This is a genomic window from Rhodoferax sp. LS1R11, from assembly GCF_056521395.1.
In genome coordinates this window covers 1-20,018 of sequence record NZ_JBWMAW010000021.1, presented here as the reverse complement: position 1 = coordinate 20,018, position 20,018 = coordinate 1, and the positions used below count along the sequence as shown (strand labels likewise).

The 20,018-nt window shown below is 59.4% G+C and carries 24 protein-coding genes; 4 read left to right on the top strand and 20 right to left on the bottom strand.

Going from position 1 to position 20,018, the window contains the following annotated elements:
- Positions 1 to 12: 12 nt before the first annotated feature.
- The 16 genes from AC097N_RS19085 to AC097N_RS19010 form a co-directional block, all read right to left on the bottom strand.
- On the bottom strand, positions 13 to 936 hold the full coding sequence (locus AC097N_RS19085; RefSeq protein ID WP_479583653.1) for an acetaldehyde dehydrogenase (acetylating): 924 nt from the start codon (positions 934 to 936) through the stop codon (positions 13 to 15).
- Between the two features lie 21 nt (positions 937 to 957).
- The gene (locus AC097N_RS19080) at positions 958 to 1,752 is read right to left on the bottom strand and encodes an SDR family NAD(P)-dependent oxidoreductase (RefSeq protein WP_479583652.1); all 795 of its coding nucleotides are present in this window, start codon (positions 1,750 to 1,752) and stop codon (positions 958 to 960) included.
- 12 nt (positions 1,753 to 1,764) lie between these two features.
- A complete protein-coding gene (locus tag AC097N_RS19075; RefSeq protein ID WP_479583651.1) occupies positions 1,765 to 1,935 on the bottom strand; it encodes a hypothetical protein in 171 nt (56 codons plus the stop codon).
- A gap of 172 nt (positions 1,936 to 2,107) precedes the next feature.
- Positions 2,108 to 2,890 (bottom strand): 2-oxopent-4-enoate hydratase, encoded by a 783-nt coding sequence (gene dmpE / locus AC097N_RS19070; protein ID WP_479583650.1) that lies wholly within the window; start codon positions 2,888 to 2,890, stop codon positions 2,108 to 2,110.
- Between the two features lie 118 nt (positions 2,891 to 3,008).
- Positions 3,009 to 3,848 carry an alpha/beta fold hydrolase gene (locus AC097N_RS19065; RefSeq protein WP_479583649.1) on the bottom strand — a complete coding sequence of 280 codons (840 nt, stop codon included), beginning with the start codon at positions 3,846 to 3,848 and terminating at the stop codon, positions 3,009 to 3,011.
- 10 nt (positions 3,849 to 3,858) lie between these two features.
- Complete coding sequence (locus tag AC097N_RS19060) at positions 3,859 to 5,319, bottom strand: 2-hydroxymuconic semialdehyde dehydrogenase (RefSeq protein WP_479583648.1); 1,461 nt, start codon at positions 5,317 to 5,319, stop codon at positions 3,859 to 3,861.
- 50 nt (positions 5,320 to 5,369) lie between these two features.
- Complete coding sequence (locus tag AC097N_RS19055) at positions 5,370 to 5,822, bottom strand: GlcG/HbpS family heme-binding protein (protein ID WP_479583647.1); 453 nt, start codon at positions 5,820 to 5,822, stop codon at positions 5,370 to 5,372.
- 2 nt (positions 5,823 to 5,824) lie between these two features.
- Positions 5,825 to 6,703: a SphA family protein gene (locus tag AC097N_RS19050; RefSeq protein WP_479583646.1), complete on the bottom strand. Its 879-nt coding sequence runs from the start codon at positions 6,701 to 6,703 to the stop codon at positions 5,825 to 5,827.
- 94 nt (positions 6,704 to 6,797) lie between these two features.
- A complete protein-coding gene (locus AC097N_RS19045) occupies positions 6,798 to 7,742 on the bottom strand; it encodes a catechol 2,3-dioxygenase (protein ID WP_479583645.1) in 945 nt (314 codons plus the stop codon).
- Between the two features lie 25 nt (positions 7,743 to 7,767).
- Positions 7,768 to 8,115: a 2Fe-2S iron-sulfur cluster binding domain-containing protein gene (locus tag AC097N_RS19040; RefSeq protein WP_479583644.1), complete on the bottom strand. Its 348-nt coding sequence runs from the start codon at positions 8,113 to 8,115 to the stop codon at positions 7,768 to 7,770.
- 12 nt (positions 8,116 to 8,127) lie between these two features.
- Positions 8,128 to 9,192, bottom strand: coding sequence for a 2Fe-2S iron-sulfur cluster-binding protein (locus AC097N_RS19035; protein WP_479583643.1), 1,065 nt, complete (start codon positions 9,190 to 9,192; stop codon positions 8,128 to 8,130).
- Positions 9,193 to 9,209: 17 nt separating this feature from the next.
- Positions 9,210 to 9,566 (bottom strand): phenol hydroxylase subunit P4, encoded by a 357-nt coding sequence (locus AC097N_RS19030; protein ID WP_479583642.1) that lies wholly within the window; start codon positions 9,564 to 9,566, stop codon positions 9,210 to 9,212.
- Positions 9,563 to 11,122: an aromatic/alkene/methane monooxygenase hydroxylase/oxygenase subunit alpha gene (locus tag AC097N_RS19025; RefSeq protein ID WP_479583641.1), complete on the bottom strand. Its 1,560-nt coding sequence runs from the start codon at positions 11,120 to 11,122 to the stop codon at positions 9,563 to 9,565. Before AC097N_RS19025 ends, AC097N_RS19030 begins: the two co-directional genes overlap by 4 nt.
- 24 nt (positions 11,123 to 11,146) lie before the next feature.
- Complete coding sequence (locus AC097N_RS19020) at positions 11,147 to 11,416, bottom strand: MmoB/DmpM family protein (RefSeq protein WP_479583640.1); 270 nt, start codon at positions 11,414 to 11,416, stop codon at positions 11,147 to 11,149.
- 40 nt (positions 11,417 to 11,456) lie between these two features.
- On the bottom strand, positions 11,457 to 12,452 hold the full coding sequence (locus AC097N_RS19015) for a ferritin family protein (RefSeq protein WP_479583639.1): 996 nt from the start codon (positions 12,450 to 12,452) through the stop codon (positions 11,457 to 11,459).
- 38 nt (positions 12,453 to 12,490) lie between these two features.
- Positions 12,491 to 12,697 carry a phenol hydroxylase subunit gene (locus AC097N_RS19010; RefSeq protein WP_479583638.1) on the bottom strand — a complete coding sequence of 69 codons (207 nt, stop codon included), beginning with the start codon at positions 12,695 to 12,697 and terminating at the stop codon, positions 12,491 to 12,493.
- Positions 12,698 to 13,066: 369 nt separating this feature from the next.
- Between AC097N_RS19010 and AC097N_RS19005 the strand changes: the two genes are divergently transcribed.
- Positions 13,067 to 14,782 carry a sigma 54-interacting transcriptional regulator gene (locus AC097N_RS19005; protein WP_479583637.1) on the top strand — a complete coding sequence of 572 codons (1,716 nt, stop codon included), beginning with the start codon at positions 13,067 to 13,069 and terminating at the stop codon, positions 14,780 to 14,782.
- Entirely contained in the window at positions 14,779 to 15,489 is a 711-nt protein-coding gene (locus tag AC097N_RS19000) for a GntR family transcriptional regulator (RefSeq protein ID WP_479583636.1), read from the top strand. The genes AC097N_RS19005 and AC097N_RS19000 overlap by 4 nt, the downstream gene beginning before the upstream one ends.
- A gap of 42 nt (positions 15,490 to 15,531) precedes the next feature.
- On the opposite strand, the gene AC097N_RS18995 is transcribed toward AC097N_RS19000, so the two are convergent.
- Positions 15,532 to 15,882, bottom strand: coding sequence for a hypothetical protein (locus tag AC097N_RS18995; RefSeq protein ID WP_479583635.1), 351 nt, complete (start codon positions 15,880 to 15,882; stop codon positions 15,532 to 15,534).
- Between the two features lie 274 nt (positions 15,883 to 16,156).
- Here AC097N_RS18995 and AC097N_RS18990 point away from each other — a divergent pair, with 274 nt between their 5' ends.
- A complete protein-coding gene (locus AC097N_RS18990; protein ID WP_479583634.1) occupies positions 16,157 to 17,191 on the top strand; it encodes an NAD(P)H-dependent flavin oxidoreductase in 1,035 nt (344 codons plus the stop codon).
- 72 nt (positions 17,192 to 17,263) lie between these two features.
- Here the strand turns inward: AC097N_RS18990 and AC097N_RS18985 are convergent, their stop codons facing one another.
- Both AC097N_RS18985 and AC097N_RS18980 read right to left on the bottom strand, forming a co-directional pair.
- Positions 17,264 to 17,470 (bottom strand): hypothetical protein, encoded by a 207-nt coding sequence (locus AC097N_RS18985; protein ID WP_479583633.1) that lies wholly within the window; start codon positions 17,468 to 17,470, stop codon positions 17,264 to 17,266.
- Between the two features lie 359 nt (positions 17,471 to 17,829).
- A complete protein-coding gene (locus AC097N_RS18980) occupies positions 17,830 to 18,429 on the bottom strand; it encodes a hypothetical protein (RefSeq protein WP_479583632.1) in 600 nt (199 codons plus the stop codon).
- Between the two features lie 524 nt (positions 18,430 to 18,953).
- Between AC097N_RS18980 and AC097N_RS18975 the strand changes: the two genes are divergently transcribed.
- Positions 18,954 to 19,310, top strand: coding sequence for a hypothetical protein (locus AC097N_RS18975; RefSeq protein ID WP_479583631.1), 357 nt, complete (start codon positions 18,954 to 18,956; stop codon positions 19,308 to 19,310).
- Here the strand turns inward: AC097N_RS18975 and AC097N_RS18970 are convergent.
- On the bottom strand, positions 19,278 to 19,766 hold the full coding sequence (locus AC097N_RS18970) for a phage integrase N-terminal SAM-like domain-containing protein (RefSeq protein WP_479583630.1): 489 nt from the start codon (positions 19,764 to 19,766) through the stop codon (positions 19,278 to 19,280). The two genes, AC097N_RS18975 and AC097N_RS18970, sit on opposite strands and share 33 nt — an antisense overlap.
- Between the last annotated feature and the right edge of the window lie 252 nt (positions 19,767 to 20,018).

Below are 20,018 nucleotides of genomic sequence, written 5' to 3'. Positions count from 1 at the left end.
CTCGTGTGAGGTTCAGGCAAAGGCCGGGGTGGCGACGGGCTTGAGCGTGAGCCGGCCGGCGATGATTTCTTCGGCAAACATTTCCGCGGTGCGGGCGGCTGCCGCCGTCATGATGTCGAGGTTGCCGGCGTACTTGGGCAGGTAGTCGCCCAGGCCTTCGACTTCCATGAACACCGAGACGCGGTTACCGTCAAACACCGGGCCGTTGACTAGGCGGTAGCCCGGCACGTACTTTTGCACTTCGGCCAGCATCTGGTGAATCGATGCGGTGATCTTGGCCTGGTCGGGCGTGGTTTCGGTCAGGCAGTGCACGGTGTCGCGCATCATCAGCGGCGGCTCGGCCGGGTTGATGATGATGATGGCCTTGCCCTGTTTGGCGCCGCCCACTTTCTCCACCGCGCCCGAGGTGGTGCGGGTGAACTCGTCAATGTTCTTGCGGGTACCAGGGCCGACCGAGCGGCTCGACACGGTGGCGACGATTTCGCCGTAGGCCACCGGCTGCACGCGCGATACGGCCGCCACCATCGGAATGGTCGCCTGGCCACCGCAGGTGACCATGTTGACGTTCATCTCGCCCTTGCCCAGGTGTTCCATCAGGTTCACCGGCGGCACGCAGAACGGGCCGATGGCCGCCGGCGTCAGGTCGATCATCATCACGCCCAGCTCATTGAGCTTGCGCGAGTTCTCGGCATGCACATAGGCGCTGGTGGCGTCAAAGGCGATTTGCACGCCGTCCGCCAGCACGTGCGGCAACAAGCCGTCCACCCCCTTGGCGGTGGTTTTGATGCCCATCTCGCGGGCGCGCTTGAGGCCGTCTGATTCGGGGTCGATGCCCACCATCCAGACCGGCTCCAGCACCGGGCTGCGTTGCAGTTTGACCAGCAGGTCGGTGCCGATGTTGCCAGGCCCGATCAGGGCACATTTGATTTTTTTCATGAAAACTCCGTCAGTTGAAATTCAGATCAGGGTGCGCACCACGCCGCCCTCAACGCGCAATGCGGCGCCGTTGGTGGCGGCCGCGCGCGGGCTGCAGACATAGGTCACCATGGCCGCGACTTCGGCCGGTTCGATAAAACGCTGCAGCAGCGAGGTCGGGCGCGCGTATTTGAAAAAATCACGCTCGGCCTCGGCCAGCGTCTGCCCCGCGTCACGCGCCAGCGTGGCAAAGAACGCACCCACGCCTTCGGTGCGCGTGGGGCCGGGCAGCACGGCATTGACCGTGACGCCGCTACCGGCGCAGGTTTCCGCCAGTCCGCGCGAGACCGACAGCTGGGCCGACTTGGTCATGCCGTAATGCACCATGTCAGCCGGCGGACAAATGCCCGACTCGCTGGAGATAAAAACAATGCGGCCCCAGCCACGCGCCTTCATGCGCGGCAGGTGGTGGCGCGACAGGCGCACACCGCTGAGCACATTGACCTCGAAAAAGCGCTGCCAGTCGTCGTCGCCAATTTGCTCGAACGCCTTGGGCTCGAAGATGCCGAGGTTGTTGACCAGCAGGTCCACCTCGCCCGCGGCGTCCAGCAGGCGCTGACAACCGGCAGCCGAGGACAGATCGGCCTGCACGCCGTCAATCGTGGCGCCCGGAACTTCCGCCTGCATGCGCGCCACCGCGCTGGCCAACCGGGCCGGGTCGCGCCCGTTGACGAGAACGTGCGCGCCCTCGGCCGCCAGTTCGCGCGCCGTGGCCCAGCCGATACCGGAGGTGGAGCCCGTGACCAGTGCCCGCTTGCCTGTAAGTTGAAGATCCATCCCTGTTCCTTGTCAAATTTTGTCGCGCATGGCCGAGTACAGCCAGGGCTTGAGTAATTGCGTGAGTTGGGGCGCCACCGCCCAGGTCATGATGAGGACCACCAGCGCGGTCAGCAACATCACCCGGGGCAGCAAGGGCCACGGCGCCAGCAACGAACCGAGCAGCAAGAACAGCACATACACCGGGGGACAAATGCCCAGCCAGGTGACGACCGCGACTTTCCAACGCGGCGGTTAAGTCGCTTGAGGCCTGCTCGAACGCCACCTCGTGCCCGGCCTTGACCCGGCGTGTGATCAGCACCGTGACCGCACCAGAGGGTTTGTCGAGGGTCGCTGTTGCCATGGCTTTTCTGCCTTAGTGAAAGCGCACCGAGCAGCTGCCCATGCCGCCAATGGACACACGGAAGTTGTCCCCGGCCTTGGCCGGTGACATGGCGGCCAGCGCGCCCGACAAGATGACCTCACCGGCTTTCAGGCCAATGCCGAGCCGCCCCAGCGTGTTGGCGAGCCAAGCGACAGCATTCACGGGCGAGCCTAAAGCGGCAGCGCCGGCGCCAGTGCCGATGATTTCGCCGTTTTTCTCCAACACCATGCCGCAGGTGGCCAGGTCGATGCGGCGCGGGTCCACCGCGCAGTCGCCCAGCACAAAGACGCCACAGGAGGCGTTGTCGGCCACGGTGTCCTGGATCTTGATTTTCCAGTCACGGATACGCGAATCAACAATCTCGAAGCACGGCATCACGCACTCGGTGGCGGCCAGCACGTCGGCGTTGCTGATGCCGGGGCCCATCAGGTCTTTTTTCAGGATGAAGGCAATCTCGCCCTCGGCCTTGGGCTGGATCAGGGTGCTGGCGTCCACCGACTGGCCTTCGTTGTAGATCATGCCGTCGAGCAGGTAACCAAAGTCGGGCTGGTAGACGCCCAGCATGTTCATCACCGCGGCCGAGGTCACGCCGATTTTTTTGCCAACGATGCGCTCGCCCGCCTGCAGGCGGCGTGACAGCATGCGCTGCTGGATGTGGTACGCGTGCCCGATGGTGATGTCGGGGTGGCGGGTGGTCAGCGGCTCGACCACGGTTTGCGTGCTCATGGCCTGGAACAACTCGTCGCCCAGGGTTTCGATCAGTTTGGCGTCCATAGGTAAATAGGTCCTGTTGATTGAATGAAGAAAATGGAAGTTTTTATACGTTTCAGGCCTCTAGCCCACGTCCGTCGTACGCAAGCAGCTACTAAAATAATAGCAAATCAACATGGCGTCAGACCTTCAGCGCATCCGCCTCGGCCAGGAAATTCCCGACCAGCTGGGCAAAGCGCGCGGCGTGTTCGATTTGCGTCCAGTGGCCGCAGCGACCGAACACATGCAATTGCGAGCGGGCAATCCATTGCGCCAGGGTCAGTGAGTTCGACAGGGGCAGCACCTGATCCTCGCGGCCATGGACCACCAGTGTCTCGTGCGGCAGCGCGCGGATGTCTTCTTCCCGGCTGGCCAGCGCCTCCACCCCGTTTTGCCGTGGCGCCGGAAACATCGCCGAGAACGCTTCCTGAAAACCGGGCTGGATGCTGGCCCTGTAACGCAGCTCGGCCAGTTCATCACTCATCAGCGTGCGGTCAAAGGCAAAAATATCGAGCAATTTACGCATGTTCGCAATCGACGGCGTGTAACCCCAGACGGCCTCCAGACCGGGCGTAATCGGGAACGACACGCCCGCCGCGCCCATCAGCACCAGCCGCCGGACCCGTGTCGGATGGCGAATCGCCAGCGCCAGCGCCAGTGCACCACCGAACGAGTTGCCAATAAGGTCAGCACGCTCAATCTTGAGCGCATCAAGCAGGCCAATCGCCTGCGCCACCCAGGTGTCCAGGCCATAACGGATACCGGCGGGCCGCTCGCTGAAGCCGAAACCGACCATGTCCGGGGCAATCACCCGACGCTGCGGTGACAAAGCCGGAATCGTCAGGCGCCAGTTGGCCCAGGCGCTGACGCCAGGGCCGGAGCCGTGGATCAGCAGCACCGGAAAACCGGAGCCGACGTCGTGGTAGTTGGTGACGATGCCGTTGGCCACGATGGATTGGCCGATTTCGGGGTTCTGACTCATGGGTGGTTCTTCAGTACTTGATCATCACGTTGCGCAACTCGGTGTAGAACTCGAGCGAATGCACGCCGCCTTCACGCCCGATGCCGGACTGCTTGGAGCCGCCGAACGAGGTGCGCAGGTCGCGCAGGAACCAGCTATTGATCCAGCACAGCCCCACTTCGATTTGCGTGGCCAGGCGGCTGGCGCGGCTGATGTCCTGGGTGTAGATGGAAGTCGCCAAACCATACTTCGTGTCGTTGGCCATGCGCACGGCTTCTTCTTCGGTGTCAAAGGGCTGGATGTGGCAGCACGGCCCGAAGATTTCTTCACGCACGACCGCCGCGGTTTCGGGCAGGCCGGTCCAGATGGTGGGCTGCACCCAGCAGCCGTCTTTCAGGTCGTCCGGCATGTCGGGCACACCGCCGCCGAAGACGATGGTGGCGCCCGCCTCCTTGGCCTTGGCGTAGTAGGACAGCACTTTCTTCTGGTGAATCTTGCTGACCAGCGGACCGATCTTGGTGTCGGCATCAAACGGGCGGCCAGGCTTCATTTCTGCGGCCTTGACCTTCAGGGCGGCCACGAACTTGTCAAAAATCGGACGCTCGACGTAAATGCGCTCGGTGCCCAGGCAGACCTGGCCGCAGTTCTCAAAGGCTGAGCGGGTGACGGTGTTGACAGCGTTCTCAAAGTCGCAGTCGGCAAACACCACGGCGGCGTTCTTGCCGCCCAACTCCAGCGACACCGGCCGGATGCCGTCGGCACCGGCTTTCATGATGGCGGTGCCGGTCTTGGTTTCACCGGTGAAGGTGATGCCGTTCACATCGGGGTTCGCGGTCAGGAAGGCACCGGCGGAATCCACGCCAAAGCCGTTCACCACGTTGTAGACACCGGCGGGCACGCCGACCTTGTTCATGACTTCACCCAGCAGCGTGGCGGTGCCCGGCGTGCATTCGGAGGGTTTGACGACCACGGTATTGCCGCAGGCCAGGGCCGGGCCGACCTTCCAGGTCATCAGCAGCAGCGGCAGGTTCCACGGGCAGACGACGGCGATGACGCCACGCGGGGTGCGCACGCCGTAGCTGCGGGCAGTCTTGCCATCGGGGGTGCGCATCTCGAACGATTCGGTCGAGGCGTTCTTGATGGTGTCGGCAAAAATCTTGAAATTGGCGGCGCCGCGCGGAATGTCCACGTGCGAAGCCAGGTGTTTGGGCTTGCCGGTGTCGGCAATTTCGGCCTGCAGGAAGTCATCAAAACGGCGATTGATCTCATTGGCCACGGCGTCCAGCATGGCCACCCGGTCCACCACCGACAACTGACCCCAGGGGCCATGCAGCGCGGCCTTGGCTGCCGCCACGGCAGCATCGACTTCGGGCTTGCCGGCCTCATGGACGTTGCCGATCAGCGAGTTGTCGACCGGGTTGCGTTTCTCGTAGGTCTTGCCGCTGACGTTGGTCACGTACTCGCCGTTGATGAAGTTCTTGAAGTCTTTCATAGGTGTCTTTTCAAAGTGCAAAGTGAAATTTTGGCTTGTGTCGTGCGTTGTTAGTGGCTCAATCCGAGGGCGGCCAGCCCGGCGCGCGCGCAGGCTTCATCCTGCTGCTCCGAGCCACCGGAGACGCCGATGCCGCCAATGCGCTGGCCGTTCTCCATCAGCGGCAGGCCGCCGCCAAAGGCGACAAAACGCGGCCGGCGCACAAGGCCGTCACGCACGGCGGCGGAATGCTGCTGCAGTGCTTCTTGCCACTGGCTCGTCGCCAGGCCAAAGCTGGCGGCGGTGTAGGCCTTGTCCATGGCAATGTCCACTGAATGCAGCGGCGCACCCGGCATGCGCAGGAAAGCCGCCAGCACACCGGAAGCGTCCACCACGGCCACATTGATACGCACGCCCATGGCCTGAGCGGCCTGCACCGCCGCCCCCACGGCCCGATGCGCCGCGGGCCAGTCAATGGTGTGCAGCAAAACGCTGGCAGCGGGTGTGGTCGCTTCCGGTGTCATGCTCAAAATGCCTTGACGAAGGTGACACGCAACAAGTTGCCACTGGGCTCGGCACCCGTGCCAGCGTCGGAGCGGTATTCCTTGTAGGCCGCAGCCTTGAGGAACACGCCGGCGCTCATGATGGGCATCACGACCTCGGCACCGATGGCATGGCGCGACGACTTGTGGGTGGAGGCCCCGGTACCGCTGTCGTTGGTGACCTGCACCTGGTCGTAGCCCACCACACCGACCTGAACGGTCTGCAGCATCTTGGCAATGCCCCACTCCAGCGTGACCTGATTGCCCGGCTTGAAGCCGCCTGACTTTTCCGAGTTGGTCTCGAAACGCATCAGGGCGGAACCGGAGATGGTCTTGCTGGCGTCGAAGTAGTAGGTGGCACCGGCCGTCAACATCGTCGACTTGAAGCCTTTGCCCGGTGCTGCGGGCGTCGAGCTCGACGCGTTATCGAGCCAGAGACCGGCCGCGGCCACCGCGTCCCAGTTTGAGCCATGCCAGCCCAGCACCACCGGGCCGAGGTAGACGTCGCCAACGCCCGTCTGGCTTTCCGAAATGGACGCCGCATTGATCGTCAAGGACGTGCCGATCACGGGAACAATTGCCTCCATGCCGAAATCTGCGCCCAGGAATTTATGGTTTGAAATCCAGACAAAACGGTTGGCCAGCGCGACCACGGTGCCCGTGTTGTGGCCAGGCAAATCGGTGCTGGTGCCCGGCGCCTTGAACTGTTCAATGTTGTAGTCCACCAGATAACCCAGGTAGTAGTTTCCGGGGGGTGGCACGCTGGCACCCTGGATGCCTTCGACACCGGGCACATAGTGACCGCCGGCGTGCACATTCAGGGTGGCGGCCAAGGCAGCCGCGGCAAAAATGATTTTTTTCATGACTTGTTATTCGTTTCAAAAATGGATGAAGCAAGACCAGGGCCTCCACCGCACCAACGTGGTCGTGTGCGCGAGAGGCCCGTAATTCAATCGCTCAGGTGTACACCTCGGTGAACGACGGCACCATCTCACCCGTGTGGTAAAAAATGCCGCTGCCCATCTGGTCTTCCGTCCAGGTGGTCACCGGCCGGTCGCGCTGGGCCAGGTAGCCCAGGCCCGCGAAGGTCTCGTTGCGGTTGCCACTTGGATCAAAGAAATAAATCGTCTCGCCGCGGGTGATGCCGTGGCGCGTGGGTGCCACATCGATCCGGGTCTTGGTCTTGGCCATCACGTCGGCAGACTTCAAGATGTCGTGCCACGAGTCCAGGAAGTACGCAATATGGTGCAGTCCCATGCGCGGCCCGCCGACAAAGGCGATGTCGTGCGGCGTGGTGGTGCGTGCCAGCCAGGTGGCGGCCTGCATGGAGCCACCGGGGCCCACCAGGACCTGCTCGGTCAGGAAGAAGTCGAGCACCTCCATCACGAATTTGGTGTTCTCTGCGACCTTGTTCACACCGGTTTCAGGGTTGAGTTCGCACATCAGCAAACAGTGGTCCAGCCAGTGCGCACCTGCGCCCTTGATGTTGTCGGGCCAGGGATCGGGGTTGGTGGAGCCGACCTCGGTACCGACATATTCCTTCATCGCATACAGCCGCATTTCGTGGCCGCTGGGCAGGTTGAACTGCAGCATGCGACCCGTCGAAGGCAGCGTACCTTCTGGCAGCATCGTGGTGGGGATGCCGTAGGCGTCGATCTTCTTTTGCAGTTCGTCCAGATCCGCGTCCTTCTCGACCTTGTAGGCCACGTGGTTCATGCCCGCCTGGTCCGACGGGGTCAGCACCAGGGAGTACTTGTCCCACTCGTCCCAGCACTTGAGGTACACGTTGCCGTGCTTGTCCTCCATCGTCTTCTTCATGCCCAGCACGTTTTCATAGTGCTTGAGAGCTGCAGCCATGTCCATCACCCGCAGGCTGACGTGGCCGATACGCAAAATACCCATTGTGGTCTCCTCGTTGTTGAAATAATCAGGGGTTGACCGACGCGGTCAACCCTTTCTTGAACGGCTTTTCAAATTTGCCTGCCACCTCCAGCCGGACGGGGGTGACGGGTGCGACACGGCAGGCCAGCGTGAAGCCAAGTTCCTCCTCCGCGGCACTGACGTGCGCGCGACTGATGGGACCGAGCGGTCGGCACTGACCCTCGAGAACATGGACCTTGCAGACGCCACAACCGCCGTTGACGCAGCCCACCGGGATGCCCTTGCGGCCCAGGCGCAACATGCCTTGCAACAGACTCTCGTCGGTGGCACAGGGAAATATTTCATCGGTTTGCATGACATGCACGTTGACCTTGGGACGGGTGTCGAAGAACATGGTGATGACCCTTCAAACCCGCTTGAACAGCGGACTGCGCTGCTGGCCGGTATCGGCCGCCGAGAGGAATTTCTCGGTGTAAATGTCGCGCTCGTACAAGCGCCCCTGCATCAGGGTGGCGATGCAGGCCTCGATCATCACGGGCGGCCCACACAGATAAGCCTGATGACCCGCGAACGTTCCGCCAAAATGGGCCTTGGCCACGTCATGCACAAAACCGCGCGCACCCGCCCAATCGGAACCTTCGGGTTCACCTGACAGGGTCGGCACATAGGTGAAATTCGGGTACTGGGCGGCAAGCGCACGAAACTCATCGTCGTAGTACAGCTCTTCACGGGTGCGTTGCCCGTACAGCAGGGTCATGGGTTGCCGGCTCTCATCCTCCAGCAGGTCATGGATCATGGCGCGGGGACTCGACAGACCCGATCCGCCCGCCATGAAGATCGTCGGCACCTGGGTGGACTTGCGCACAAAAAAGCGGCCATAGGGTCCGGAGATCTGCAGCCGGTTGCCCACGGCGAGGTTCTGGTGCAGCCAGGTGGTGCCCGCACCGCCGGCAACGATGCGAACGTTCAATTCGATCTCACCGGTAGCTTGCACGTGCGCGGGTGAGTTGGCAATGGAAAACGCCCGGCCGCCTTCGATGCCGGGAATCACCACCTGCACGTACTGGCCCGCCTGAAAATGCATCGGCTGGTCGAGCTTGAGAAAGAGGCCCTTGATGGTGGGCGTCAGTTGCTCGATGCGCGACACCGTGGTGAAGAAGTCGCGCACCGGGATCATTTGCGCATCCGGGTCTTCATCAATGTCAGCCTCAATGGTGCCATCGCTTTGCAGCGTGGCACAGCAGGCCAGCGTCTTGCCGGCATCACGCTCGAAGTCCATCAGTGCGAACGGGTTGGCATGACCATGGTCCACCTCGCCCTCACAGACCTGAACCTTGCAAGTACCACACAGGCCGTGGCCGCAGGCGTGCGGAATGTAGATGCCCTGGCGCAGCGCTGCGTCCAGCAGCGTCTGGCCTTCCTCTACCTCGATGGTCGCGCCCAGCGGCTCAATGGTCAGTTGATAACTCATGGTCTGTTCGTTGACGCTTAATTGCAGGAGCCGTTGAGACCCGAGAGTCCGGGTGTGCGAAAGCGAATGACGTCCTTGTGCTTCAAGCCGTTTTCCGCCAGCGACTTGGCCGGATCGGGCTTCCAGGGTTGGCCCGACTTCAACCACTCAACCTTGTCCCAGTCGATCCTGACAAAGTCAGGGTGGTAGCCATAAGTGCCGGGCAGCACCGCGGTGCCCAGAGCACCAAAAGGCGTGTCCGGTGGCAGGGGCAAGGCAATCGGCGCGCCGAACATCAGATGGTCTTCCCAGCCGATGAACAACAGCGGTGCGGGGAAGTTCTCAAGCACGTCCTTGGCGGGAAAGCTGTAGGGTTTGAGGGCGACGACGCTCATTTTTGTGCTCCTTCTACGGATTCGCCGCGCCAGGCGGCAAAGTTTTTCTGGTCTTCCGAGCCGTCAAAGTCGAAGTTGTCGCGGCCGACGTTCATGTTGTAGTAGTCCAGCACGGCCAACAGCGGGTCAAAGCCTTCCTTGGTCGGATCGACATCGGGCTTGAAGCAGTTGCCCTGGTAGATCTGCTGTGGCGGCAGCCAGGCCTGCACATACTTCTCCGGCTCGTTGTCAAAAATCTCTTTGCAGTGGTCACTGCAGCAGTGGTACTTGTTGCCCAGGTAGTCAGACTCCCGGTAGGCGATCTTGGTGGCATCGCCCGGCTCGGTGAAGATCATGGGAATCTGGCAGGTCTGACAGAGCATCGGCAAGGTCTTCTGGTAGAAGCGGTTGCCTTTGTCGGCCTGCTCGCGCCAGTAGTCCCAACGTGGCTTGTAAAGCTGGTCAAAGGTCTCGGGATACTTCTCCGACAGCCAGGCCATTTCTTCCTCTTTGGGAATCCAGGTATGCAAGGCCGCTGCAGCGTTGTAGTTGTAAAACACCGCGAAGGTCTGATGGCTGATGTGGTCCTTGCCTTCGCAAGCCTGTATCCAACCCTTGGGTTTGCGGATGCCATAGCGGGCCAGGTCCTTGAAGAGTGCCTCGCCGTTTTCCTCGACGTACATTTCCCAGCTCTCACGCCAGCTCATCACCCGCTTGGGCAGCATGTAGTCCTGCATCATGGCCACGATGCTCAGCAGGCGGTAGCCGCGCCAGAACCATTTGTCGATCCAGCCCTGCACGATCGGCACGTTGTCGGGGTCCTGCTCCAGCATGAACTTGATGCACTCGATGCCCAGCGTCATATGACGCGATTCATCAGACTGTGCGCTGAAACCGAATGTCACCGTGGACATGTCGCCGTTGTGCGCAGCGCCCGACATGAAAGGTACAAACAGCAGGTTGGTCAACACGTACTCAAACGAGAAACTGACGGCCGTAAGAAACTCGAACGGCCCCCCGGTGTACGCATCTTCAAAGAACGATTTCGGCACCGACAGATACCACACGCGGTCAAACATGTGTTGCGGGCTGTGCAGGCCATTGAAGTACTTGTTGTAGTGGCTCAGGGCATGCGTTTCGGTCTGGTAGTGGCGCAGTTCGTCGATCGACTGCATCTGGCAGGCCACGCGCGCTCCGGCCCCGGTGAACTGGCGCCCGGCATGGGCGAAGCCCCGGTACGCGTAGTACTCCAGCGGCGTCACCCCTGTCAGAAAGAGTTTGAGTGCATTGATGTAGCGCGCATCGGTCACGCCGAGCTGGCCATTGTTCTGGGCGAAGGCTTCGATCACCGCGTAGAGCTTTTTCTCTTTTTCGCCCTGGTACTTCCAGTAGGCGTCCATCGTCAGACGGAACGGGTCTTCCCACTTGTCCCAGTCGTGGATCTTGATGCCCTCGTATTTGTCATACGGAAAGACCTTGTCCATCGGCTGGTAGGTGGTGTCCCAGGCGAGGTCGCGGGTCATGGCGGCGTAGCGGTCCTTCAGACCCAGCTTTTTCTTGTTGACACGGGTGTCCATGTTGTCTCCTTGTGTGGTTCGGTATCAGTGCGTCCAGCTCAGCGAGAGCTGGTCATCGTCTTCGTCGATATGGCCCGACAACGTGACGAGGTTCACGTGAATCTGCTGCAGATTGAAAGACCGTCCAATCAGTTCTTCGATGGTCTGGCGACGGATCACCAGGCTGCCAGGGGCATCGATCTTCACCAACCCGGTTGGGTAAGTGGCCTGCGCGTTAGCGTTGTCGGCCAGGATCGCGTCGATGATGGGACGCGAATCTTCGTTATCCTGAAAAGCAATGAATACGTTGGACATGCGGGGTCTCCTTTTCTTTCTGATGGAATGGCGGTGTCGCTCAGACCGCGAGGCCGGTTTTCTTGCTGCGCAGGTCGAGACCGTCGCGTGCCGCCTGCAGTGCCTGCTGACCTGCCGCACCCAGCGCGAGTTCGGCCACGGGTGCGAGGGCCGCCTGAGCCCGATCAGCCCAGGACTTGGCCCAGCCCGAAATCAGTTGCTGGTTGTCACCGGATTCCGCCGCTGCCGTCTTGAGCACCGCGTCGATCCAGCGCGCGCTTTCGTCGTGCCACTCGGGCATGAAGGCGGTGAGCATGGCGATTGCCGTACCGCCCTGGGGCACGATGTGATCGTCGACAAAACTGCCGTAGATCAACGGGTAGAGCTGACCGTCGAGGGCGAAGTTTTGCGCAACAAACAGCTCGAAGGGGTCCGACAGCACCAACGTATCCTCAACGTAGTGGCGCAGTGCTTGCCAGCGCGCCTCCTTCAGCCAATCGTTCTTGCCCGCCTGCAGCACACCCGGCTCGTCAAGCGCCAGGCCCAGACGGGTGATGAATTGCGCGGCGCCCAGGTGATCCATGGCGTGGAACATGGCCGGCGCCGTGAACGGTGTGCCGTAGCCGTAAGCGCCAATCGAACTGTTGTTCATATTGCCGCCCCATGCCACGTGGCGCAGCGGCATCAGGACCTCGCAGGCCTTGGCACGAACGGCATCGGGCATCTTGGCCACCAGCCCACGTGACTCCACGAACTCATAACTCGCCTCGATGGCATCCTGCTGGCGCGCACGCGCCATGGTCCAGGTGGCGTAGTAGTACTGGCGGGGATCACGCAGCACGTTCCAGTCGGCCAGCTTGACCGCCGAACGGGAGGCGTCGAATATTTCATGCTCGGGGTCCCAGGTCGGCCGGTAATGAAAGTTGGCCGAGGGCTGCGTGCCGAGGGTGGCTTCCTGGTAGCGCGACGCCGGCTTGTCGTTGCCCACGTATTTCGCCGTATGCGCAAAGGTGTTGCGCAAGGGCTTGATTTCACGGGTGTGGAGATCTACTGACATATGAACTATCCTTTTTGGAAAAGAAACTGCGCTGGGACTCAATCGCTCAGGGGTTGCACTTGCTGCTGGACACAGAACTCGTCAAAGGCAGCCTGGGGCAACATCAAATCAACCGACAACTCGGGCCAGCCAATCGAGAACTCAAAAGAGACCAGTCCGTCCGGACGTGTTTCCTTGATCCGGACAAACTTGCGGGTGAGATCGCAAGCGGGGATCTCGACAGTGGGTGGCACCGACTTGGTCATTTGAAGCATCCTGAAAGGCAGCGGTTGAGGACATGGGGCATGAATTGGCGGGCATAACTGCTCTGTCTTTGCAAGTTGCTTGCCACGGCTCGTTGAAATGACTAAATTCTCGAGATTTTTAGGGAAAACCCCTAGGCTGGAAGCCTGATCTCGTCATTTTCAGGCCTGATTTTTGGCACGAATCAAGTGGCCAGGAAGTTCTATTCTTTTGCGGCACTGCAACAATTGTCCATTTGAAGCAATAAAACCCCTTTAATTTGACCAAATGATGAAATTAAAGTCGAAACTTTGAGATTCCTCCTATCATCGCAGCCAGTTTTAAAATATCGAGAATATGGCAAAGCCGCCTAACCACGAGATGATGTGCTCATGAACTTCAAATACCCCCCGGACAGCGACTTGCGTCGCCTGTTGCGCTTCGAGCCCGACAGCGGCGCCATCTGGCTGGGCGACCGGCGCATGGTGCTGATGCACACCGTGGCCTTGGCCGCGTTGCGCCAGGATCTGATGAGCTCGGTCGGCCCCGAGCATGCCCGGCGCATCCTGACCCGCATGGGCTACGCCTCGGGTCTGTGCGACGCCGAGTACGCCAAAAAGACACGGCCCGGCGATGCCTTGCAAGACAGTTTCATGGTGGGCCCGCAACTGCACATGCTCGAAGGTGCGGCGCGTGTCACGCCGGTCAAGCTCACCTTCGACATCCCGGCGGGCCAGTTTTACGGCGAGTTCCGCTGGGACCATTCCTGGGAGGCCTACGCGCACCGGCAGAAGTTCGGCCTGGTCGACGACCCGGCCTGCTGGACATTGCTGGGCTATGCCAGCGGCTACACCAGCGCCTTCATGGGGCGGCTGATCCTGTTCAAGGAGACCCTCTGCGCCGCCTGCGGGGCTGGCCACTGCGTCATCGTCGGACGGCCCATCGAAGAATGGCCCGATGGCGAGGCGCATCGCGTCTATTTCACCGACGACTCACTGATGGAAAAGATGGAGGCCCTTCAATCGCAGGTGGAAGCCCTGAAGTCGACGCTGGAGCCCGCCAGCCAGGGCGGCCAACTGATTGGCGCCTCCACCGCCTTTCGCAAGGCCTACACACTGATGCAAAAGGTGGCGCAGACCCAGGTCACGGTGTTGTTGACCGGTGAAACCGGCGTCGGCAAGGAGCGCTTTGCGCGTGCGCTGCATGAACTCTCCAACCGGGCCGACGCGCCGTTTGTGGCCGTGAATTGCGCCGCCTTGCCTGCCGAACTGATTGAGGCCGAACTGTTTGGCGTGGAGAAAGGCGCCTACACCGGCGCCCATGCGGCGCGCGCCGGTCGCTTTGAGCGGGCCGATGGCGGCACCCTGTTGCTCGATGAAGTGGGTGAACTGCCCATGGCGGCCCAGGCCAAGTTGCTGCGTGTCCTGCAAGAAGGTGAAATCGAACGCGTGGGCGGCGAGACCACGCGCAAAGTCAATGTGCGGCTGGTGGCCGCCACCAATGTGGACCTGGAACAGGCCGTGCAGGCCGGGCGTTTCCGGCGTGACTTGATGTACCGCCTCAATGTCTATCCCATTTGCATTCCCCCGCTGCGCGAGCGCCAGACCGACATCGAGCCCCTGGCCCAAAGCATGCTCGCGCGTTTTTGCGCCCTGCACAGCAAACGCATCACGGGCTTCGCAGAGCGCGCGCTCCAGGCACTGCAGCAACACGACTGGCCCGGCAACGTGCGCGAACTGGAGAACCTGGTGGAACGTGGCGTCATCCTGGCCAGCCAGGGTGGCATGGTCGAAGTGGAGCACCTGTTTCCCAACCAGCCTGAAGCGGTGCAGACGGGCCTGGACGCGCGGGGCCAGCTGGCCAGGTTGCCCAGCGCGCAGGAGGACGACCTGAGTGCCCGCATTCTGGCCAGCGGCAGCTCGCTGGAGGACATCGAGGCGCGTGTGCTGGACCATGCCGTGGCCCGCGCACGCGGTAACCTGTCGGAGGCGGCCCGCCTGCTGGGCCTGACCCGCCCGCAACTGGCCTACCGGCAAAAACGCCGCAACGCGGGCGTGACGGACACGCCATCCCCTGATTCCGAACATCCCCTGAGAACGTTGCCATGACGCATCTGAAAAACCTCACCCCCACCCGCTCCGAAACTGCCAGCGCCGCGCCGCGCACGCTGGTCGAGCGCGCCTACCTAAGCCTGCGCCATGACGTGGTGTGCGGCAAACTCGCACCCGGCGAGCGGCTGCGCGTCGAGCACCTGAAGGACCAGTACGAGGTCGGCGCCGGCACCTTGCGCGAGGCCTTGTCACTACTGGTGTCCGACGCGCTGGTTACCTCGGAAGGTCAGCGTGGTTTCCGGGTGGCCCCGATCTCGCTGGCTGATCTGGAAGACGTGACCAACACCCGTGTCATGCTGGAGACTGAAGCCCTGCGCCAGTCGATTCGCCATGGTGACGCGCACTGGGAAGCCGAGCTGGTGCGCAGTTACGATTTGCTGGCCAAGACCGAAACCGACCTGGCTGAATCCGGCTCCGACCTCTGGGAGCGGCGTAACAAGGCCTTCCATGAAGCGCTGATTGCGGGCTTCGATTCGACCTGGAGCAAGTACCTCCTGTCAATCCTGTACCGCCACGCCGAGCGCTACCGCAACATCAACTGGCGGCTCACCGCCGCCCATGCCAGCGGACGCGATGTGCACAAGGAGCACGAGGACATCTTTCGAGCCGCCATCGACCGCCAGGAAGCACGTGCCGCATTGGCGCTGGAAGCCCATGTGCGGCTGACCCACGATATTGTCAAACGCCAGGCACAGCTGGGGTAGGGCCTTCCATGGACCGCGTCCCGCTCATGGCGTGGCGTGCGCCTAAAAGACCATGACATGGTCAACGAGGTATTTTCCGTTTTGCTGGACCAGCACCATCTCCGCCACGAAGTCGCCCGCCTGCTGGGTGAACCGTTGCTTCCAGATCACCGCGACGGAGTCTGGCCGACGGAAAACGGCGACAAATTCCCGCTCCGCAAAGAACCCTTTGGTGCGCTGGTAGTCCCGGCAAATCCATACCAATTGCTCCTTGGACAAAACGCTTTTAAGTCGCGCGGAGAAGTCACGGATGTGCTTCTCGTAGTCGATCGCGGTTGAGGCGTCCATCAGGTTGTCCATGATCGGATTGGCGACCGACAGGATTTCAGCGTCTGATTTTTGAGAAAGATCCACGGGGTGCCTCTTGCGTATGGGTGTGATTCAAGCCCTCAATTTTGCAGAAAATTTCGGAAGTATGTCACTATTAATTTAATAGCTACTACCGCACGTTCCACCTGGGCTAGAGGCCTGTTTGGCACTTAACAGCCCACACCGACGAACAATTGTCAGTGGGACCGTCCGAAACTGACGGCGAATTGCTAATAATCGAACTTCTGCACACAGTGTCAATCGCCGAATCGGCTGTCGAGCATCCGCTTACTGTGTGGCAACCAAAGGGGTTATTGCGATGTCGATACAAGAGCTTTTTGGAATTGAACTGCCCATCATTCAAGCACCCATGGCAGGCGTTCAGAACAGTGCATTGACGATTGCCGTCTCGAACGCAGGCGGATTGGGGTCGCTGCCATGTGCAATGCTGACTTCGGGCACGCTCAGAGCAGAACTTGAAACGATTCGGGCCCACTCGGATCATCCATTCAATCTCAATTTTTTTTGCCACGAGGCCCCTGTTCCGAATGAGGAACTCCTTAGTGCATGGCAAACCCAATTTGCGGACTACTACTCTGAATTCGGGATTGAACCGCCGGTTGCACCATCAGGCATGGCACGAACGCCCTTCAATCGTGAAATGGCCGAGTTGGTCTGTGAATATCGACCTTCAGTGGTGAGTTTTCATTTTGGTTTTCCATCACCCGAGCTCATCGGTTTGGTGCGACGTTCCGGCGCCAAGATAATTTCCTCGGCGACGACCGTTGAAGAAGCTATTTGGTTGGAGACGCACGGGGTGGATGCCGTCATTGCCCAAGGTTTGGAAGCCGGAGGCCATCGCGGGATGTTCCTCACCAGCGATGTGGGGACGCAAGTGGGCACCTTTGCGCTGCTGCCGCAAATTGCCCGTGCAGTCAAGGTTCCCGTTATCGCGGCGGGCGGCATAGCTGACGCGCGTGGTGTGCGGGCGGCGCTGGCCTTGGGCGCTTCTGGGGTGCAAATCGGAACCGCATACATGCTTTGCCCTGAAGCATTGACGAGCAAAGTCCACCGGGTTGCACTGCAAAGTGATGACGCCAGAAACACGGTCCTGACCAATGTCTTTACGGGCAGGCCTGCAAGAGGAATTGTGAATCGTTTGATAAGTGAAGTGGGGCCGATGAATCCTGCAGCACCCCAGTTTCCGCTTGCAACTTTGGCATCGGTCCCTTTGCGGGCCAAAGCAGAAAGTCAGGGCAGCGGTGACTTTTCACCCCTGTGGGCAGGCCAGAATGTTTCCGGTTGCAAGGAGATTCCAGCCGGTGCACTTACCCGGGAGTTGGCAAGTCAATAAGGCCGACCTAAATTGGCAGCTTTTAACAGGTGGCTTTGGTTTAACTTGTTCACAGTTTCAATCGCCCGAGAATCAACGCTTGGGGGTGCCCACCGGCCCGCGCCGCGACTGCGACTGATTGCTGCCGCCCACGTGCGCCTCGCGGTCGCTACGGCTGTCCGGCGTGCGCTGCCCCTGATTCAACTGTGTGGGCTCTTGCTCACCCAGCTTGTTGGTGTCGTTTTCGACCTTGCCGGTGTGAGGGGCCTGTTTGTCACGTGGGTTTTGTTTGCTAGTCATGGTGGTTTCCTTGTCAAGTGGACCGTTGAGATTGCATACACAGCTGGACGGCGCTGCCCCGACTTTTTGTATTCGGTATTTCTGATATTTCTAATCTATCTTCTTCAAACGCGGTCATCGTTTTTTTGCCAGCTTCTTTGAGGAAGGAGAACAGACAATTAAGTCTATATCTAACGTACAGGCGCGCTTTGTTCGATACCGAACATTGCTGGAATGTCTGTTCGTGGTTGGTCTCTAACATTGCAATATGCCTATGAAGGCAAGTGAACACGTAATCTGAGGCTTCCAACGATATTTCGACCGCGTCCTAGGTGGCCTCATTTTCTCAGCGAGCTCTGGTGGCGGTGGCTCCTCACAATTCATTTTTCGGCATTGCATGTAGTCACGGAGTGTTTGATGATTGAAACTACATTTCTCGCTTCCTTGAGTGACAAGGCGTAAGGCGTAAGTGTCCACGCGAGACCATTTAGGCGCCCGCCAGCTTTTGCTTTGCGCTTAAAAAACTGCTTCTGCTGGTCCAATTTTCGGATGGCCGGTAAAGATTTTTCGAGGAAGACTCGATGTTCAAAAAATTTGCTAGTTGGCAATCCTTCCATCAGGTCCTTCAGTCGTGACATATTTGAACTCTCATCGATAGAGAGGCTCCACATGCGGAAGGGTTTATCAGTGAAATATTCGTACAGCAGCAGATAGCCCTTGTCGCATCTAATGGAAATCGCCAGCGTATCTTGAATGTCAAATTTGCTACCTGGGGCTCGAGAAGACTCAGCCTTGGCCTTAGCCTCCTCCATGGAAAAACTGGGTTCGCCGACCGGACGATGAATTCGGTCCGTGTCTCCATTCCAATTTACCCATTCATTTCGAGATTGATATAAAAAAAATACCTCGACTAAATTGACACCTATGACTTTAGATTTGTCAAAAAACTGACGATTGGATTGGATTTTTGGCGTGGACATATTGTTCGTGGAAATCTGTTCAACACAGATGTGTTTGAAACCCGCCTGTTTCCAGAGGTGAAAATTGCTTTCTGTCTTGGGGCGGTCATTTGGAAACTATTCATGGAAGCAAATGATTTTGAGTCCCGCATTAAAGCTTAATCCGCGATTTTTAAGGCCTAAGCTTGGCACCTTGTCGCGCTCAACGAACTTGATGCAACAACTGGACTTCACGCGATTCCGTGGAATGAACTTCAGCCGCTTCAAAGGCCATATTGCAACCTCGGCCCCGGCGGGCATTCCCGCTTTGATGCTGACATCAATGCCCTCAACTTGCCATCCCCCATTTGGGGGATTTATGAAATAACTGCAACCATTCTTTTCGCGCTGGTCGTACTCCGCAGCTTAACGTCAGCTCCTGGTCGGGACATGCCAGCGGGACCCACGTTGCAATTTGCTTACTGAAGCGGAGAGGTCTTATCTCGAACTTCGCGGATAGACTGGGCTGACCAATTTTTCGGCAAGCTATTCCGGGAGCAAATTAGATGAAATTTTCCATTGCGTCAATAATAAGTAGTTTTGTACTTGTATCAATTACTGGCTGTGTAACTAACGCAGGCGGTTTCAAAACGCCATCAGAGTTGGAGGCGCGGCTCAACGCCATGATTAAAAGCGACGTAGCCATGCAATTGGGTGCACCTACTCAAGCGATGAGAGTTTCAGAAGAAATTGAGGTATGGACATATCGAACAGAAAGCATCGGCCTTACCGGGGGGCAGTGTGTGATTTCGCTCACCTTCAATAAAAACGTTGTCGTCAAATCAACGATTCACAAGACAGACTTTTCTCCATTGGCAGCTCCGTTGGGTTCATGCGGCTCCATCATTGGAAACCTTCGTTGACGATGCTGCAAATCGCATACTACCGGTGCCGTAAAGCAGGCGAGCCAACAGCAGCAACTCACCGTACAGAAACATAAATCGGCTGGCAACTTCCTCCTTGGTCAAGACACTGGGAATGCGCCGCTTGCTTGCAGGTCGGTTGATGTTGTCAAGCCACGGCAATTCAACATTCCGCACTTCGCGGTAGAGAAACAGCAGCGCACTCAAAGCCTGGTTGTGCGTTGAGGCAGACACCTTGCGATCAGTCGCCAGGTGCGTCAAAAACGCCTCATCCTCGGTGGCCCCCATGTCGCGCGGATGCCGCATTTGCCCATAAATTGCCTGCCAGCGGATGAAAAAACGTATCCAGTAGAGGTAGGTTTTCACGGTGCTCAGGCTATAGTGCAAATACTGGATGCGCTCGCGAACTTGATCCATTAGGCGGACAGAGCGCAGTGGGACAGTGCCGGGTTTCATGAGGTTTTTATAAATGTAATTAAATACAGTAGATTGCTCTGAAACCTAGTCCGCAAACCATTTCCAGGAGGATCTCATGTCCAGTTTATCCCGCAACGTCCAGAATATCCCGCAGGTTTTTCGGCATACATTACGTTAGGGCAATGCTGATTAAGGTCCACGCCACCCGAGGGTGAAACGTTACATGTCAATGAAACAACAAACCTTGGCGATGGCCGCCGATCAAGGCTCAGGATACGAGCAGTACCGCAA

Bases quoted from the DNA above. Each gene is read 5' to 3' on its own strand.
- AC097N_RS19060 (WP_479583648.1), bottom strand. From the start codon at position 5,319: ATGAAAGACTTCAAGAACTTCATCAACGGCGAGTACGTGACCAACGTC.
- AC097N_RS19000 (WP_479583636.1), top strand. From the start codon at position 14,779: ATGACGCATCTGAAAAACCTCACCCCCACCCGCTCCGAAACTGCCAGC.
- AC097N_RS18970 (WP_479583630.1), bottom strand. From the start codon at position 19,766: ATGAAACCCGGCACTGTCCCACTGCGCTCTGTCCGCCTAATGGATCAA.
- AC097N_RS18985 (WP_479583633.1), bottom strand. From the start codon at position 17,470: ATGACTAGCAAACAAAACCCACGTGACAAACAGGCCCCTCACACCGGC.
- AC097N_RS19045 (WP_479583645.1), bottom strand. From the start codon at position 7,742: ATGGGTATTTTGCGTATCGGCCACGTCAGCCTGCGGGTGATGGACATG.
- AC097N_RS18980 (WP_479583632.1), bottom strand. From the start codon at position 18,429: ATGTCCACGCCAAAAATCCAATCCAATCGTCAGTTTTTTGACAAATCT.
- AC097N_RS19080 (WP_479583652.1), bottom strand. From the start codon at position 1,752: ATGGATCTTCAACTTACAGGCAAGCGGGCACTGGTCACGGGCTCCACC.
- AC097N_RS19020 (WP_479583640.1), bottom strand. From the start codon at position 11,416: ATGTCCAACGTATTCATTGCTTTTCAGGATAACGAAGATTCGCGTCCC.
- AC097N_RS19050 (WP_479583646.1), bottom strand. From the start codon at position 6,703: ATGAAAAAAATCATTTTTGCCGCGGCTGCCTTGGCCGCCACCCTGAAT.
- AC097N_RS19030 (WP_479583642.1), bottom strand. From the start codon at position 9,566: ATGAGCGTCGTCGCCCTCAAACCCTACAGCTTTCCCGCCAAGGACGTG.
- AC097N_RS19055 (WP_479583647.1), bottom strand. From the start codon at position 5,822: ATGACACCGGAAGCGACCACACCCGCTGCCAGCGTTTTGCTGCACACC.
- AC097N_RS19065 (WP_479583649.1), bottom strand. From the start codon at position 3,848: ATGAGTCAGAACCCCGAAATCGGCCAATCCATCGTGGCCAACGGCATC.
- AC097N_RS19025 (WP_479583641.1), bottom strand. From the start codon at position 11,122: ATGGACACCCGTGTCAACAAGAAAAAGCTGGGTCTGAAGGACCGCTAC.
- AC097N_RS19040 (WP_479583644.1), bottom strand. From the start codon at position 8,115: ATGTTCTTCGACACCCGTCCCAAGGTCAACGTGCATGTCATGCAAACC.
- dmpE (WP_479583650.1), bottom strand. From the start codon at position 2,890: ATGGACGCCAAACTGATCGAAACCCTGGGCGACGAGTTGTTCCAGGCC.
- AC097N_RS19005 (WP_479583637.1), top strand. From the start codon at position 13,067: ATGAACTTCAAATACCCCCCGGACAGCGACTTGCGTCGCCTGTTGCGC.
- AC097N_RS19010 (WP_479583638.1), bottom strand. From the start codon at position 12,697: ATGACCAAGTCGGTGCCACCCACTGTCGAGATCCCCGCTTGCGATCTC.
- AC097N_RS18990 (WP_479583634.1), top strand. From the start codon at position 16,157: ATGTCGATACAAGAGCTTTTTGGAATTGAACTGCCCATCATTCAAGCA.
- AC097N_RS18975 (WP_479583631.1), top strand. From the start codon at position 18,954: ATGAAATTTTCCATTGCGTCAATAATAAGTAGTTTTGTACTTGTATCA.
- AC097N_RS19015 (WP_479583639.1), bottom strand. From the start codon at position 12,452: ATGTCAGTAGATCTCCACACCCGTGAAATCAAGCCCTTGCGCAACACC.
- AC097N_RS19085 (WP_479583653.1), bottom strand. From the start codon at position 936: ATGAAAAAAATCAAATGTGCCCTGATCGGGCCTGGCAACATCGGCACC.
- AC097N_RS19035 (WP_479583643.1), bottom strand. From the start codon at position 9,192: ATGAGTTATCAACTGACCATTGAGCCGCTGGGCGCGACCATCGAGGTA.